This window comes from Alginatibacterium sediminis (assembly GCF_003610775.1).
Lineage (GTDB): Bacteria > Pseudomonadota > Gammaproteobacteria > Enterobacterales > Celerinatantimonadaceae > Alginatibacterium > Alginatibacterium sediminis.
Window position 1 is genome coordinate 258,758 of sequence record NZ_RAQO01000004.1, and the last position, 16,716, is coordinate 275,473.

At 41.4% G+C, this 16,716-nt stretch carries 12 protein-coding genes; 7 read left to right on the forward strand and 5 right to left on the reverse strand.

Annotated features, from left to right (window positions below; genetic code table 11):
• Positions 1-10 precede the first annotated feature (10 nt).
• Entirely contained in the window at positions 11-826 is an 816-nt protein-coding gene (locus tag DBZ36_RS04325; protein WP_120353700.1) for a LysR family transcriptional regulator, read from the reverse strand.
• Positions 827-1,132: 306 nt separating this feature from the next.
• Between DBZ36_RS04325 and DBZ36_RS04330 the strand changes: the two genes are divergently transcribed.
• From DBZ36_RS04330 to DBZ36_RS04350, 5 genes are all read left to right on the forward strand, one after another.
• Positions 1,133-2,182, forward strand: coding sequence for a GMP reductase (locus DBZ36_RS04330; protein ID WP_120353701.1), 1,050 nt, complete (start codon positions 1,133-1,135; stop codon positions 2,180-2,182).
• Positions 2,183-2,492: 310 nt separating this feature from the next.
• Entirely contained in the window at positions 2,493-4,946 is a 2,454-nt protein-coding gene (locus DBZ36_RS04335) for an EAL domain-containing protein (RefSeq protein ID WP_120353702.1), read from the forward strand.
• Between the two features lie 90 nt (positions 4,947-5,036).
• Positions 5,037-5,792 (forward strand): DUF4344 domain-containing metallopeptidase, encoded by a 756-nt coding sequence (locus DBZ36_RS04340; RefSeq protein WP_120353703.1) that lies wholly within the window; start codon positions 5,037-5,039, stop codon positions 5,790-5,792.
• Between the two features lie 259 nt (positions 5,793-6,051).
• The gene (locus DBZ36_RS04345; protein ID WP_158589028.1) at positions 6,052-7,713 is read left to right on the forward strand and encodes a putative bifunctional diguanylate cyclase/phosphodiesterase; all 1,662 of its coding nucleotides are present in this window, start codon (positions 6,052-6,054) and stop codon (positions 7,711-7,713) included.
• A gap of 235 nt (positions 7,714-7,948) precedes the next feature.
• Positions 7,949-8,350: a GFA family protein gene (locus DBZ36_RS04350; protein ID WP_120353705.1), complete on the forward strand. Its 402-nt coding sequence runs from the start codon at positions 7,949-7,951 to the stop codon at positions 8,348-8,350.
• 36 nt (positions 8,351-8,386) lie between these two features.
• Here the strand turns inward: DBZ36_RS04350 and DBZ36_RS04355 are convergent, their stop codons facing one another.
• From DBZ36_RS04355 to DBZ36_RS04370, 4 genes are all read right to left on the reverse strand, one after another.
• Positions 8,387-10,105, reverse strand: a complete 1,719-nt coding sequence (locus tag DBZ36_RS04355; RefSeq protein WP_233558092.1) for an alkaline phosphatase family protein — start codon at positions 10,103-10,105, stop codon at positions 8,387-8,389.
• A gap of 117 nt (positions 10,106-10,222) precedes the next feature.
• Positions 10,223-11,776 carry an arylsulfatase gene (locus DBZ36_RS04360; RefSeq protein ID WP_120353706.1) on the reverse strand — a complete coding sequence of 518 codons (1,554 nt, stop codon included), beginning with the start codon at positions 11,774-11,776 and terminating at the stop codon, positions 10,223-10,225.
• Positions 11,777-12,213: 437 nt separating this feature from the next.
• Positions 12,214-12,891 carry a DUF3047 domain-containing protein gene (locus DBZ36_RS04365; RefSeq protein WP_158589029.1) on the reverse strand — a complete coding sequence of 226 codons (678 nt, stop codon included), beginning with the start codon at positions 12,889-12,891 and terminating at the stop codon, positions 12,214-12,216.
• Positions 12,892-12,908: 17 nt separating this feature from the next.
• Positions 12,909-13,925, reverse strand: a complete 1,017-nt coding sequence (locus DBZ36_RS04370) for an adenosine deaminase (RefSeq protein WP_120353708.1) — start codon at positions 13,923-13,925, stop codon at positions 12,909-12,911.
• A 265-nt stretch (positions 13,926-14,190) separates the two neighbouring features.
• Between DBZ36_RS04370 and DBZ36_RS04375 the strand changes: the two genes are divergently transcribed.
• Positions 14,191-15,408 carry an EAL and HDOD domain-containing protein gene (locus DBZ36_RS04375; RefSeq protein WP_120353709.1) on the forward strand — a complete coding sequence of 406 codons (1,218 nt, stop codon included), beginning with the start codon at positions 14,191-14,193 and terminating at the stop codon, positions 15,406-15,408.
• A gap of 88 nt (positions 15,409-15,496) precedes the next feature.
• Positions 15,497-16,414, forward strand: coding sequence for a manganese-dependent inorganic pyrophosphatase (locus DBZ36_RS04380; protein WP_120353710.1), 918 nt, complete (start codon positions 15,497-15,499; stop codon positions 16,412-16,414).
• Positions 16,415-16,716 lie beyond the last annotated feature (302 nt).

Here is a 16,716-nt window from a genome sequence, read left to right on the forward strand (position 1 = left end):
TTAAAGTGAGCTAGCGGTTAGCTTGATTATCGTTTTCAAAGTGCTGGTTGAAAACTGTGGAACACAATTCAATTAGCCATTGTATTTTCGCTTCCGCTCTTCGACTGCTTCGCACCACATACCCTAGGTGTATTTTCATTTCATAGTCGTTAGTTGGAACTTGTTTAGTACTAACTAGATAGCAACGATAATGTTCTAACAGTTGGTCTCGCAGGGTCATATCATCAATAATGAGAGCAGCTTGGACGTCAGGCTCAAATTGAGAATAAATAGCGTGATGTTCATTAAAGCCTATCACCTCAGTTTTCATTAAGGCTGCTTTAGCATTACCGGCCATAACACCATAGACTTGCCCTAAGCTGCGTTGATATAGAGTCTGTGGGCGATCAGTAATGGCATGAAAACCTATATCGACAACACCGTCGAGTAATTCTTGCTCGGACTTTGTCTGCCACTGCCGTAGTTCAATGACGGCGTCAGTTTGTTGTTTAATAGCAAGAATAAGTGGTTTCGCAAAACGATGTAAGATCGGCTGACTAATGTGAATCGAAATTTTTTCTAGTTCTTTAGGCGAGAAATCGTGGGGCAGCAAGGTTTGATTTAGATTCATCAAGGCTTTGCGCAATTTAGGTGCTATGTCGTGACTATAACTTGTTGGCTCCATACCTGCAGCAGTGCGCACAAACAGCGGATCTTGCAGCTCTTCACGCAGTCTTGCCAAAGACTTAGACACATAGGATTGTGAGCGATTTAAGAATCGAGCCGCCTTTTGGGTTGACCCCGTTGTGTATATTGCAACAAATACCGGTAAATTGTTTAAATCCATGTCGCTCTTGCTACCCCCCGTGTGCAAAGTAATTATTCGCGGATCTGTGTTTAATATGTACACAGCCTTCAATATGTTTACTGCATGACTACATGTAGCCCTATTATCATGATATCTGAAATACCATTTGTAGTTTACGTCAAATACAAGCGAAGGTTACGAATCGGTGCCTTAGTATGCGGAACGATCAGAAAGCAGGCCTCAGAATAATCGTTGATTTGAACCTTAGCTATTAATTCTGGTGATGTGTAATTTTTGCTGTTATTATTCTTCGGTTTTGTGTTTTTCAGAGAGAAATGAGGATTTATGCGTGTAGAAACTGATATTAAGTTGGGCTTCAAAGATGTATTAATACGCCCTAAACGTTCAACATTGCGTAGTCGTTCGCAAGTAGCAGTTGAGCGGCAGTTTAGCTTCAAGCATAGCGACTGCCAATGGAGTGGAGTGCCAGTAATGGCCGCCAATATGGATACTGTAGGTACCTTTGGCCTAGCGAAAGCGTTCGCCGCGCATAAAATGATGACGGCTGTACATAAGCACTACTCAATCGAGCAGTGGGCTGCATTTCTCAAAGAACTGCCTATTGAGCAACAGCAGTATATTTTGGTCAGCAGTGGTACCTCGGCTGAGGATTTTGCCAAAACTCAAGCAATATTGGCCTTGAGTCCAGAGCTGAAATTTATTTGTATTGATGTCGCCAACGGCTATTCAGAAGCCTTTGTAGATTTTGTTAGAAAAGCACGAGATACCTTTCCGAACAAAGTCATCGTGGCAGGTAATGTAGTCACTGGCGAAATGGTCGAAGAACTCATTCTATCTGGCGCTGATGTGGTTAAAGTTGGTATTGGTCCGGGTAGTGTTTGTACCACTCGCGTAAAAACAGGCGTTGGTTACCCACAACTTTCAGCAATTATCGAGTGCGCAGATGCAGCCCATGGTCTTGGCGGACAAATTGTAGGTGATGGCGGTTGTACTAGTGCTGGCGATGTTGCCAAAGCATTTGGCGGTGGCGCAGACTTCGTAATGTTAGGCGGAATGCTAGCAGCCCATGATGAGAATGGTGGTGATATCGTTGAAATCGACGGTGAAAAATTTGCTCGATTCTACGGGATGAGCTCTACAACAGCGATGGATAAGCATGCCGGTGGAGTTGCTGAATACCGCGCGTCTGAAGGGAAAACGGTCTTACTACCTTATAAAGGTAGTATTCAAACGACAATTCAAGACATTTTGGGCGGAGTTCGTTCAGCTTGCACCTACGTTGGTGCATCAGAACTTAAAGAACTAACCAAGCGCACTACCTTTATACGGGTGCAAGAACAAGAAAACCAAGTATACGGGGTTACCAAGTTTTAAATTGAATTCCAATACCAGTTTCTGGTATTACTAGAATTAATTAAAAAAGCTGAAGTTAGATTGAACTCTAATTTCGGCTTTTTGGTTTCAGCAAGCTTAGTTTTGGGCTTATGTAGCTAAGTAGTTATTAATTATGAGGTTAGACTTAATTAAGTTAAGTATGTAGCCGTCGATTGATAAAGGAACGCCAGCGTCCAGACCAATATTTTTGAGTGCTCAATAGTTATGGATAAAAATCTATGAATTAGTGCAACACATTATCCCGTTTGGTATATATTTGACATAGCTCTATAAAACATCAAATTGAAAGGTGACGAATATTAACAATCAAGATACAAGCCAAGCTGTATCTGATGCGATCTGTATGTGGTCGCTCGATCGAAGAACGCGGAAAATAGAAGTCGACGACAATTATCTAGAGATCGTAGGCGAACAGCACCAAGGTCATATCTTATTAGATGATTTTATTAAGTTGTTTTCGACACAAGAAGCAAAACGCGTGGCATTGTTGGTTGCAGGTGTTATTGCTAATAAAGGAATGGAGCAGACCCATACAGTTGTACATTCCAAAAAAGGGGGGAGTCGCCTACTTGAACTTACCTTATGGCTATCACCCGAATTTGACTATAGTATTCAAGGTACCCTGCAGTTAGTTAGCCTTATACCCTCTCAATCGTCTATCGACCGTCTATTGTTCAACTATTTTTCGATGGGCAACTTTAGCGTAATTGTTGCCGATCAATATACTAATATTATTTATTCCAATCACCATGCCAATCAGAGCTTTGGTTATGATGCCCATGAGTTACTCGGTAGTAAAACTCGAATATTTAATGCTCGAAAACACGATAAAGAATTTTATACCCAACTTTGGTCTAGTCTTGATACTCATGGTTTTTGGCACGGTAAAATTCTAACCAAACACAAAAATGGCGATATATCACCACTTGACTCTGAGATCCACAAGGTCGTGGACAGTGAAACTTCGCAGCCTTTTTATATTGCAATATCGCGCAATATCAAAGGCTCAACGCATCGCCTGACCGGTCGAAACATTGGCGGAATTGACTTAGAAACATACCTACCAGTAAAAAGTAAGTTGATTGATAACATCGCAGGTCTTATTCGTAGTAAACAAGAGAAACGAACGGTCATTTCAGTCGCATTTGCGCCCCTAACTAAGGGCGACAAAGCAATATCTACTGAACTAAGCCAAGCCTTCCATTCACTCATTAACGATTATCATAGTGCCTATTGTGGTAATCAACAGTATGTCGTTGCGTTTCGCTGTAATTCAGACTTAGATACAATACTGTCTAGGATTAAACAGCTAATTACCCACTTAAGGAGTCTCAATAACCGTTCTCTGTCGGTAGCAATTAGCCAAGGGAATATCGGTATTTCTGTCTTCGGACGTGATGCGAACAATGCAACAGATCTTGTAGAGCATTCAATTCTAGCCATGGTCGAAAGCCACGCTACAGATGGCTCAAACATTTCGTTTTATGATGATAATATTCATCTTGAATTGAGTCGTAAAGAAGGGATCCCTGACTACTTAAACGATAGTCTGGATCGCAAAGCGATAGAGCCTTGGTATCAAGCAATCGTGTCAACCCAAACCTGGAGAATCGTAAAATTTGAAGCGCTTTGCCGTTTCCAAAATGCTTCAGAGTTTGGCTATCGTCTTGATGAGTTAATAGCTGTAGCAGAGCAGCAGGGACGAATAACAGAGCTAGACGATACTATTTGTTTAAAAGCTTTGAATGACTTAAGTACAATCCATAAGCTTTTGTCTGACAACAGTATTGGACTTACATTAAATCGCTCGTTATACAACGATGTTGCAAGCGCTAGTTTACCCAAAGCCTTAACCTTGGTTCTAGACTCAAAGGTCGCACAACAGAACATCACCCTTGAGATAACTGAGAGCGCCTATTTTGAAGGCAATAGCCAACAACAACAACAGCTTGAAGCGATTCGGAAACAAGGTGTATCAATCGCAATTGATGACTTTGGTACTGGGTATTCCTCTTTTTCATATTTGTATCAGAGTCGTTTTGACTTACTTAAGATTGACCAAAGTTTTGTTCGTAATCTAAAGAAAGCAACCAAAGCCTATTTCATTGTTGAAACCATAGTCATGCTAGCCAAAAAACTGGGTATTGAAGTTATCGCAGAGGGCGTAGAAACATTAGAAGAGACTCAGTTGCTCTATGAATTGGGGGTCACCTATTTACAGGGTTTCTATTTCAGTAAGCCATTGCCTATTTCAGATATTAAGAAATCTAAGAACTACTACAAAAATATCGATAAACTTAGTTCACTACATGTGACGCAGTCAGCCCAGAAGCTAGGGGTGTTTTGCAATAAACGCCATCCGACTATTTCTTTAGATGGTACCTTCAAACAGGTGCTCGATATTTTTGACCATTGCTCAGTCTCTAGTATTCCTGTTTTGGCCGAAGGGAAGTGTGTTGGATTGATTGAGCGCGAGGCATTTGGATATGTCTTATCGCCTACAACGGGTGGCGTGGGTGAAACCAAAAAGGATTTAGAGAACTTAAATCGTCATATTCAGGGGATAGTGAAACGCAGCTTTAGCCAAATTGATGCGAAAGGTTTTGTCAGCAATATTTCCAGTATGATGGAAAGCTCTCTAGCTTTGCCATGGGTGGTTTGTGACACCAAAGGTATGTATCTCGGAATGATAGATGAAAAAATGGTTATGGATTATCTATTGTTGAGAGTTCGCCAATCCTAAGTCAGTTTCAGTGCTGAATAGGTAAGGTAGGATTCCCCTGAGACGAGAATAGATCTCGCCGTCGTAAGCCAAGCTTTAGTAAGGATCGCTATGCCTATCGTAAAACTCAGTTGCTATCTATTTATTCTATTGTCATCCGTTTCCTTAGCATCAGCGCAAGTATCATTAAGGGTCTTAGAAACGAATAGTGATGAGCAATCTCAAGGGCTATTACCATTGTATCGCCAAAGTATTAGCGATTTGGTGATGCTACTAAATCAAAGGTTTGAACTTAGTCAGTCCCTTGAAGTTGTAGTCGGTGCAGATGATGGACCACTATTTGACCCTCAATCAGAGCAGATATTAATCCCCTTCGAATTTGTAACTCAGATTAGTCACCGCTTTGAAGAAGCTGATTATCTAGAAACTGGAATTACCGTAGAACAAGCAGTATCAGATGCAATATTACATACCTTACTACATGAATTCGGGCATGCATTAGTTTATCAATACGAGTTACCAATAGTGGGTAAAGAAGAAGATGTCGTCGACAGTTTAGCTAATTTTCTGCTAATTAACTTTTTTCAAGAGGGTCAAGAAATCGTGCTCAGCGCAGCAGATTTATTTGATCTAGAAAGCCAAGATGTTACAGAATTTAGTGACCAAGATTTTTGGGATGAACATAGTCTTGATGCACAACGGTACTTTACTAGTCTGTGTCATGTCTATGGAAGCGCGTCCATGAAATACCAAAACCTAGTAGACCAAGCAGGATTCTCTGAGGAGCGTAAGCTGTTATGCGAAGAAGAGTACCTAACCTTGGAAAGAAGTTGGTCCCAACTGTTGGCTCCCTTGTTAAACAATTAAGTAATATATTTGGGTAGATACTGAAATTTTGTAGCATAAAATCAATAGACTAGGGCGTAACAGTAAAGGGATTGCACTTTTTTTGGTTTTAATAGAAATGTTTTTACTTGCTCGGAATTTCAAAAATGCTAATGTTAATTTATAGGTAAAGATTGATCCGTATTTTTAAACTATAATTATCAGTGTCTTAGCGTGAACTTAATTTGATTGTGGTCCTCGCTGTAATACGTTTGTGTCTATGGGAGCTTACGACCTAGAAATGACATTAAATGAAATGGTTCTTCAAGACCTTATGTTTCCGACTTTGGTCATCGCTACAGATGGACAAAAAGCGTTTAATTCGCCATTTCTTGAACTCAGTGACTTTGAACCTAGCTATATCCTTGATAGCTCCTTAAACCAACTTGTTCGTGTGGCGCCGAGTAAAGCCGATGGGGACCCCGTAGATATTGACGTGATTTTAGAGCAAGCTAAAGCTCAATTATCGCCGATTGTATTTGAAGGAGAAATCGTCGATGCCAACTTTTTCCCTATCACATGTAAGATTAGTTGTTGCTTTGCACAAAGCCCACAACCGCATTGGAAACTACAGTTTCACTTAATAAGTAATAAGTCTGTTGACGTTGTAACGCACCTGCCGAACGGTTGGGCGTTTGCTTACAAGGCCGGGCATTATTTTTCCGATGCGAAAAACATGCCTAATAATTTAGCTTTGTTGGTCGTGAATATTGATAATTTCGCGACGATTAATTATCGATATGGTTTCTCTGTTGGAGACAAGTACCTCACTGCTTTTGGACTTCGTTTAAAAGAAAAGGCGAGGGACTTAGGTTTAACCGTTCGTTTTTCTAATGCTAGATTTGGTGTATTAGTCGACAAGTTAGGAGATCGCAGTGCGCAGCAGGCGAAATCTGAAATGTTGGCCTTCTGTGAGCAATTATGCCAACTCAGTGTCACCGGTCTTGAAATTGACAAGCGCTACACGATTATAAAAAGCTTAAGTCTTGGCTTATGTATTCACGAGCCAGACTTTGATAACCACCTACAGTTAGAGCTAAACGCCGATACGGCTATGTTACGCGCAGCCAGATTTAGTCATTCTAGTTATGAATTAGCCGATTCAAAGCGATCTGAGCAATTCTATAATCGGAAAATAATTATCGATGAATTGCCTCAAGCCATTGAAAACAATCTTTTTGAATTGCGCTACCAGCCTCAATATCAGCTGCATGACGGTCGCTTAATCGGATTTGAAGCGCTATCTCGCTGGCAACACAGCCAGCAAGGACACGTCAGTCCAATATTGTTCATTGAGGTAGCTGAAGAGCTTGGCATGCATTTTGAGTTCGACCTGATGGTCGTAGGTAATGTGTGCCGCCAAATCAACTACTGGATACAACTGGGCTTAGATCCTGTTCGGGTGAGTGTAAACATCTCGTTTAAGACCCTTGAAATGTCGACTTTCGTGCACCGTGTTTGTCAAATTCTTCGAGAGCTTAAGTGTCCGACAAAATTTTTGGAGTTTGAGATTACCGAAACGTCAGATGCGAAGAACTTAGAAACACTTTCTGAGAATATTCAAGCATTGGTTGATCTGGGAATACGAATTGCGATAGACGATTTTGGAACGGGTTATTCGTCGTTAAGTTTGATCCGCGGCTACTATAAATCGATAGATACCTTAAAACTTGATCGCAGCCTAATCGAAGATATTACAGGGAATCAGACCGCAAAACGTTTTGCGCAACATATTGTGGATTTAGGTAAAGTACTTGATTTAACTATTCTTGCGGAAGGCGTCGAAACCGCTGAGCAAAAACACCTTTTAAATGAGATGGGGTGTCAGTATGCGCAAGGTTATTTCTTTGATAGGCCTTTAGATATCGTAGCCACAGAAAAGTTGTTACGCGCTCAACGTTAGCGTGTGACACGTAATGCTAGGCTAATACAGGCTTTAGTAAGCGGTGTAAACTAACAATTTTACTCGTATCACAAGGCTCATACCTTGCTTATCATTCGCTCTGCGGGCAGTTAAAAGAACGCGCCATAAATCTAATCACCTTTCTGGCTAAAGATAATGCCTGTTTGTTTTCACTTAAAGTAATCACCAACATCTGTAGTAGAAACTAGGTTTATTGATTAAGGATAATCACAACATGTCGACAATTACTGGAAGCTGCCTTTGTGGGCGAGTGAGTTTTGAATGTAAGAATGACTTTCATAGTTTTCACCTTTGTCATTGTAAGCAATGCCAAAAAATTACCGGTTCGGCTCATGCCTCAAACTTGTTCACCCAAGTTGGTAACATCAAATGGTTGAAGGGTGAGGCTTTGCTAAAGCGCTACAATATGCCAGAGCGTTTTTTTAGTAAAAACTTTTGTACCGAGTGTGGTAGCTCAATGCCATACGAAACTCAGTCAGGCAAAGCGTTGATTGTTCCGGCAGGGTGTTTAGACCAAAGTCCCAGCATTGAGCCGCAGGACAACATTTTTTGCACAGAGAAAGCAAGCTGGTATGCATCAGCAATTAAAGCGCCGAGTTTTGATAGGTTTCCCTAACAAAACTCGTCCTTATCTTTGTAAGACAGCTAACAATTAATGGCTATCGAAGAGCTCTAAAAGCGGCTGACCAGTGCTACCACTAGGTGAATTGATATTTAAATAGTGAGAGAGCGTTGGGGCAATATCATAGGGTGTCACTGGACGTTGTATGACCGACGAGTCTAATCCCGGTGCCAAGAACATTATTGGTACATGCGTGTCATAGTTCCATGGTGAACCATGCACCGAGGCGACCTCTAATCCGTCAAAGTCATTAATATAAACATTTGGCTCAAACACTAAATAAATTTCACCTGAGCGATCTGGGTGAAAATTATTGCTAATACGTTCCATAATCGGAGACGATGCTAGGCTGGTTCTTTGCAAATCCGACTTGCTTACAGCATATTGAATGCCATCGAGCTGCTGTAGTATTTGGGTGAGTGTCTGCGCTACTTGGTTCGAGTCGAGTTTGTTGGTCGCTAATACCTCTTGGTTAAGATAGATGTATGGATGGGTATAGAGATCTATGAGTTCGACTCCCACACCAAAGCTGCTTTTAAGTCTTGCATCTACTGACTCTGAGGTCAGAGAGTTTATATCAAAATAACGGGACTTCTTGCCACCCAATGAGCTTAAATAACCAGGTACCTCTGGTGCTCCATGGTCAGCACTTAACACGACCAGAGTGTTCTGTAAGCCCACTTTATCATCAACATATTGTAATAATTCAGCAATGCGCTGGTCGAGTTGGATCAGGTTATCTTCAGCTTCTCGACTTGATGGCCCAAAGATATGAATCACATAGTCATTCGAGCTAAAACTGACCGATAGGTAATCTGTTTGTTGGTTATTACCCAAGTTCTCTGCGTCTAACAAAGCTTTTGCAAAATCTAGGGTTAAAGCATCACCAGCAGGGCTTAAGGTTAATTTGGTCGTGAAATATTTATCACTAGCCGGGCCGTAAGGGTGAGGGAACTGTTGACCAAATCCGGCTAAGTCTGTTTTGTAGCTAACATCTTGATCAGCAGGCACACGGTAGTCATTGCTATCAACACTTAGCTCCCAAGAAGTATCAGAGTAGCGATTGGGATGCCCCTGAGCGTTGAACTCGCTGACCCATTGTGGATAGGTGTCATAGTAGTAATCGCTGGTAACAAACTGAGATTTGGACTTTGAGAACCAGAAGGCTTTGCCGTATTGACCGGCTAGTGAAACAGCACCTCGGTCTTTAACTGAAACACCAAATATCTTTGATTGTCCAAAACTGGATATCGCTAACTCGTCGCTGAAGGTGGAAACTAAGAACGGTAAGGGTGACCGACCATCGCTGTTCGCTGCTTTTTGAGTGGCGTCAATTTCAGTGCTTTTATCTACATCACCCCCTTCACCAAGTAAGGAGTAGTTTTCGTCTTCGATGTTATAAACAACCCGGTCTTGTGTTCTATCAAACCAAATATTGCCGACCATACCATGAATGGATGGCGTAGCCCCGGTAGCTAAGGATGCGTGGCCGACTATCGTTTCAGTATTCGCGTGTTGGTAATGGGCATTTTTAAATACAAGTCCTTCGCGCATAAAGTATTTAAACCCCTTGTCTCCAAATTGTTCCTGGTAGCGATAGGGTAAATCTCCACGAAGCGCATCTACTGTGATCTGAAGGACCAACTTGGGCGCAATTTGGGTGTCAGAATCTGCGGCAGCAAAGTTGCTGAGTGAAATACTTGATAAAACTATCATTTTGAGTAGTGTTTGCTTACAAGTGCGGGGCATGCTTGGCTACCTCAATTCTTGGGAAATGTTGTAGAAAACGGTAAAAATAAAGAAAAACGTTTATTCAAATTCGAAAATGAAAAAGGGGCTTTCGCCCCTTTAGTATTGTTTAATTTATCACTTATTTGGACTTTCTTGCAGTTTAGCCATCACTTGATCGAGGCTAAAACTAGCGGCTTTTTGTCTAGGTGGAAATTCTTCAAATGTTGACAGAAATTCACCAACATAGGTCTGCGCAGGAACTAACAAATATGCGTGGTCAATTAACCAATCATAATAGGTGTTCGAAGTGATATCAGCATTTTCATACGGGTCAGTACGTAAGTTGAAAATCTTAGGCAAACGTAAGGTTACAAAGGGTTCTGCCCAGATTTGTAAGGTTCCCGTAACCCGCTGCTCCATGAATACAGCCTTCCACTGGTTAAACCGCAGTGCGGCAAGGTCACCATCATCAGTGAAATAAAATATCTCTTCACGTCGACCTTTTTCTTCTTCACCAGTAAGGTAGGGTAAGAAATTATAACCATCAAGGTGAACTTTGAAGTCCTTGTCTCCGGCTCTATAACCTTCGCGTAGTTTATCTTTAATACCGTCATCACCAGCAACAGCAGCAAAGGTAGGCAACCAATCCATATGGTGCATAATCTCGTTCGATATACTGCCAGCCTCAATTTTTCCAGGCCAGCGAACCATAGCGGGTACGCGATATGCGCCTTCCCAGTTAGTGTTCTTCTCACCTCTAAAAGGAGTTAGGCCTGCGTCTGGCCAAGAGTTCATATGGGGCCCATTATCAGTAGAGTAGAACACCATCGTATTATCAGTAACTTCAAGCTCGTCGAGTTTATCGAGTAATATGCCTACGTGGCGATCGTGTTCCAACATACCATCAGCGTATTCACTGATACCGCTGCTACCCTGCAACTCAGGTTTAACGTGTGTTCTAAAGTGCATACGGGTTCCGTTCCACCACACAAAGAATGGCTTGTCTTCTTTAACTGCTTTTTCAATAAATACCAAGGCCGCATCGACAGTTTCGTCATCGATGGTTTCCATACGTTTACGCGTTAGTGGTCCTGTGTCTTCAACTTTGCCATCGGCAAAAGAGTTGATCACACCACGTGGGCCATACTTCTCGCGAAATGCTGGGTCTTTGGGATAATCGATGTTTTCAGGCTCTTCTTCCGCATTCAAATGATATAAGTTACCTAAGAATTCATCAAAACCATGATTGGTTGGAAGGTGTTCATCTTTGTCGCCTAGGTGGTTTTTACCAAACTGGCCGGTTACATAGCCCATTGGTTTTAGAATTTCAGCTATCGTCGCGTCTTCAGCTTGCAAGCCTATTTCTGCCCCAGGCAAACCTACTTTGCTTAAGCCTGTACGTAAAACACTTTGACCGGTAATAAAGGTGGATCGTCCAGCAGTACATGATTGCTCGCCATAATAATCGGTAAACATCATACCTTCGTTAGCGATACGGTCGATATTATCAGTTTTATAACCCATCAATCCGAAGGTATAAGCGCTCACATTAGACTGACCAATATCATCCCCCCAAATTACGAGAATATTGGGTTGTTCTGCTGCAAAGGAGTGGGTTGATAAGATGGCTGCAGCGCAAAGCGTCAGTTTGAGCAAGCCTTTGTGTAACGATTGTGGTGACTTAAGCATATAGTTCTCCATAACATCGAATAAAGTCGTTTATTTGATCACCATTAGGTATAGCACATGATTGAGATAATGAAGTGCTCTGCCAAAATTTTTTTAAATCCATTATAGGTCTAGGTTGTAACGAAAATAGTACAAAATACCTTCCAAAACCATTGTCCATTGGATGATTAAACGTATTGATAAATATAGGAAAAATAGTTATTGAGTAAAATAATGGTTATATTTGCTTAGAATACTTTTTCAGATAGTGGTTTTGCGAAGGTATTCGTTCCGATTCAGCCCTTTCATGCTAGTGGGGTATTTGCCCTTTTTGAATTGCATTTTAGTGCGATTTTAATGTCTCTATTTTACAGAATGCCGCCTATTTTCTTTAGTCATCTTGCGCTTTGGGCAAGCCCTGATGTTGAGGGTTGGAAAATATACAGCTTAATTTAGTCTTAATTTGCAGTAAAACTTATATCACCATATAAGGCCTTGGCAACACCTTTACTATTGTCGGTGTCAGTCATGATGGCAACGGCATTGATATAGCGATAGGCTTTTTCGTTTGCGCTATCGCTGCCTTTGTCACCAAAAGCAAGAATAAGATCCTGATAGACATTCCGTTTTTCATATACCCAGCGTTGATTGGGACTTTGCTGGTGGCGTATGGCCAACATTTTAGCGTTCTTGGGGGCGAAGGGGTTGCCCCATGGTTTTAAATTTTGCGGTTGAGAAGACCATACATAATTAATAGCAATGGTGTTCCACTTGAACCATCGGTCCTCGCAAATCAAGTAAATACGAGCGGCAAAATCATCGCCATCTTTTTCACTTTCGACCAAATTCAGCAGTGCTTGTTCAATTCGCCAGCTCCAATTGAGGTATGGCGTTTCGAACAGATCAATATTAACCGCTTTGACTAGGCCTGAAGCGCTGGCACTTGCCGACGCTGACAGCGCAGGTATACCATCAATAGTCGTTGTTTCATATTTAGTGAACCCGCTGAATTCGCGGGTTTGCCAACTGTCCAAACTATCTTGTTCGAAGTTACTAATGTTTATGGTTGATTGCGCTGATGTAGCGGGGATACCAAAAGCTAGCAACAGCGCTAACGCCACTATCCATGTTTGCATCAAGCGGAGCCTATACATTAAGCATCAACAAGGGCAGATTCGATTTCTGTCTGCAGTTGTAGTTTTCGTGCCTGACTGGCAAAGCTGGCTTCCACACTATTGCTTAGCAATTGTTTAAATTGAGATGCGCTCATGGCTAAATCTTGATATAGAGCATGAAAGTTTTCGTTCATGTAGCCACCAAAATAAGCGGGGTCATCAGAATTGACAGTCACACACAGTCCTTTATCGAGTAGTTGAAAAATATTGTGTTGTGACATGTGCTCAAATACCTTGAGCTTGGTGTTAGATAATGGGCAAACGGTTAATGGCATGCGAATTTGAGCTAAATGGCGCATTAACTGTTCGTCCTCAATAGCACGTACACCGTGATCAATGCGCTGCACTTGTAGATCGTTGATTGCGCTCCAGATGTAACTTGCGGGACCTTCTTCACCCGCATGGGCCACTAACTTTAGTCCTAGTTCACGTGATTTTTCGAAAACTTCCGAGAATTTTTCTGGTGGGTTACCCAGTTCTGAACTGTCGAGCCCAACCCCGGAAATTTTTGACAGATGCGATTTAGCGAGTTCGAGTGTCGTAAAAGCTGATTCTTGATCTAGATGACGCAAAAAACACATAATTAACATACTGCTCATACCAAACTGACTTTGAGCATCAATTAATGCGCGATCAATACCATTAATGATCGTTTCAAAACTAACCCCCCGTTCCAAATGAGTTTGCGGGTCGAAGAATGGCTCAATGTGCCTAACATTTTGAGCATGACACTTTAAAACATAAGCCCATGTGAGATCGTAGAAATCTTGCTCATGGAGTAACACATTAGCGCCGGCATAATATACGTCTAGGAAGCTTTGTAAGTTCGAAAAATTATAAGCTTTTTGTAAGGCTTCGAGTGATTCATAACCACAATCGACGTTATTGCGTTGGGCTAGGGCAAACAATAGTTTGGGCTCTAAGCTGCCCTCAAGGTGCATGTGCAATTCAACTTTTGGTGCGGAATCAATTACCGCCTTGCTTAGTTTCATCATTATAATTACCCACTAAAAATCCAAATACTAATTTGATCCGTGCTAGTGGCTACGTTAGCACCGTCTAGACTGTGGGTCGAGCAAGTAAGTTCAGTTGTTTGTTGACGTTTTTCAAATATTTGGTGGGCATTTGATATATAAGTTGCAAATATAAGCAATGAACATCTATTGTCATTAAAGAGTTGGATTATTGGTCTTAAACTTGTAATCATTCGCTAAATTAAGCGTCAACTCATGCTTTCGCTTCTATCTGAGGTAAATATCGTTGAAGGTCTACACTGCTCGACAAGCTATTTTTAATCGAAAACTGCAAGTTGTAGCTTACGAGTTGTTGTTCCGAGATGGCCCAGAAAACATATTCCCGGATGTTTGTCCCCATGAGGCGACAACGCGAATGATAGCTCAGACCCAATTAGTCAGTGGTATCGAAAGTTATACCTCTGGTAAACCAGCGTTAATCAATTTTACCCGCACCTGTCTCGAAAAAGATCTGCCAACTTTATTACCGACAAAAAAAGTGATGATTGAAATATTGGAAACGGTTGAGCCTGATGATGCCATGTATGAAAAGGTGCGCGAGCTTTACCATGCCGGCTACGCTATAGCCTTAGACGACTTTATCTATGAACCGCGGTGGCAACGATTTTTTAAGTTCGTTAAATTAATCAAATTTGATATTACTAAAACACCTTTGACTGAATTGGGACCAATAGTTGAGTCCCTAAAAGAAAATAAGAAGCCTCGAATCCTAGCTGAAAAGGTAGAAACTCAAGAAGAGTATCAGTTGGCTAAAAAGATGGGATTCGATTTTTTTCAAGGATTCTTCTTTTGCCGACCACAAATGATACAAAGTCGTGAAGTTGAATCGAATCATCTTTTATTGTTGCAGATTTATCATCAGTTATGCCGACCGAGCTTGTCCGTACCTAAATTAACCAAGTTGTTTGAACAAGACTTAGGGGTAACTTACAAGCTCTTGCGTTACATTAACTCTGGCGTGTTGCCCACCACGGCAGAAATAACATCAATAAAACAGGCTTTGGTCTATCTCGGTGAAGAACAAACCAGAAAGCTGTTAACGATACTAACGTCGGCGGTTTTAGGCGGCCAGCAATCCCAAGAAGCAATTCGGTTTGCTATAGTTAGAGCGCGCTTTTGTGAGTTAGTTTGTGAGCGTGTTGACAAACAATACAGCGGTGAAGCTTTTATGATGGGTATGTTATCAATGCTTGGTGGGCTTCTTAATCAACCTTTAGACAAAATACTGGCTAAGCTGCCGATCTCAGAACGGGTGTTCGATGCACTAACAAGTAACGAAGACAGTAATTTAAGAATAGTATTCAAAAGCGTTACCTTATATGAATCGGGTCAATGGCACCTCACTACACTAGAAGCCGAAAAAATCGGGTTAAGCTACCAAACTTTGAGCGAGTGCTACAAACGAGCCGTTGATTGGGCTGAGCTCTATCAAACTAAAGACTAAACCTTCAGCTATGCACATCACTTGCAAGTCGCTATAAGCCATCTTATTATGCTCGGCAATATTTTGTTTGAATCAGATGGAAATCGATATGTTAGTGCTAGGTCATACCAATCCAGATTGCGATAGTATTGCGGGTGCAATCTCTCTTGCGGAACTTCTTACTAAAAAAGGAACACCAGCAACGGCAGTAGCGCAGGGTGAGCCAAATCCGGAAGCTAGTTTCCTACTCAATATGCTAAATCTTGAAGCACCTGAAATTCGAACTTCTATTGCCGGCGAAGATGTTTGGTTAATCGATTATTCAGATTGGGGACAAGCTCCTGTTGACGCTAAAAAAGCCAATATACGCGGAATTGTTGACCACCATAAATTGGGTGATATCACGACAGCTGAACCCCTTGAATGCTGGATACGCCCCGTAGGTTGTAGCTGCACAATTGTTTACAGTATGTATAAAGACGCCGGACTGGTTCCAAGTAAAAGCTCTGCTACGTTAATGTTGGGTGCTATCTTAAGCGATACAGTTAAGTTTAATTCGCCAACGTTTACACCTATTGATCGCACGACTGCTGATGAGTTAGCTGTTTTGGCTGGCGTCGATGACCTTAATGCTTTTGCTGACGCACAATTTGCTGCGAAGAGTGATGTGGGCGCCGTACCAGCCGATGAGCTCGTGTTGCGTGACCAGAAAATCTACGAAATAGCTGGCAAAAAATTTGCTATTGCTCAATTAGAGCTTACCTCACTAGCGCCGGTTATAGACCGTCTTGATGAGCTACAAGCATCATTAGAAGCACTGAAAGCCGCAAATAATTATCATACTGCTTTGGTAATTCTTACTGATATTACGAGCTTGAATTCAAAAGGCTTGATTGTTAGTGACGAAGCTGAACTAGTAACCGCCACTTTAGGTGGTACATTTGAAGGAAGTATCATTGATTTACCAGGTGTCGTGAGCCGTAAAAAGCAAGTCATGCCTCCTTTACAAAAACAATTTGATCAATAGACACCGGTCTATTTAACACTAAAAAGGCAGCTTTGCTGCCTTTTTTAATATAATCAATAACCTAGCTGATTCATTCGAATTTCAGTTCAATAAACACTCTTTAAACTGTAATTATTTTACCAAAATTATGAAGCATTAATTTGTCACATATTTGAATATGTTTTCACAATTATGGACAACCTAGCGCTATAATCGACTATCTATTCACTAAAACCTGGTTAGTATGTGCTAATTGAATTTTTGCAGTGAAATATGCCTGATGACTGTGCTAGTATTCCGGGTCGGTCTGCACTCTTTATCTA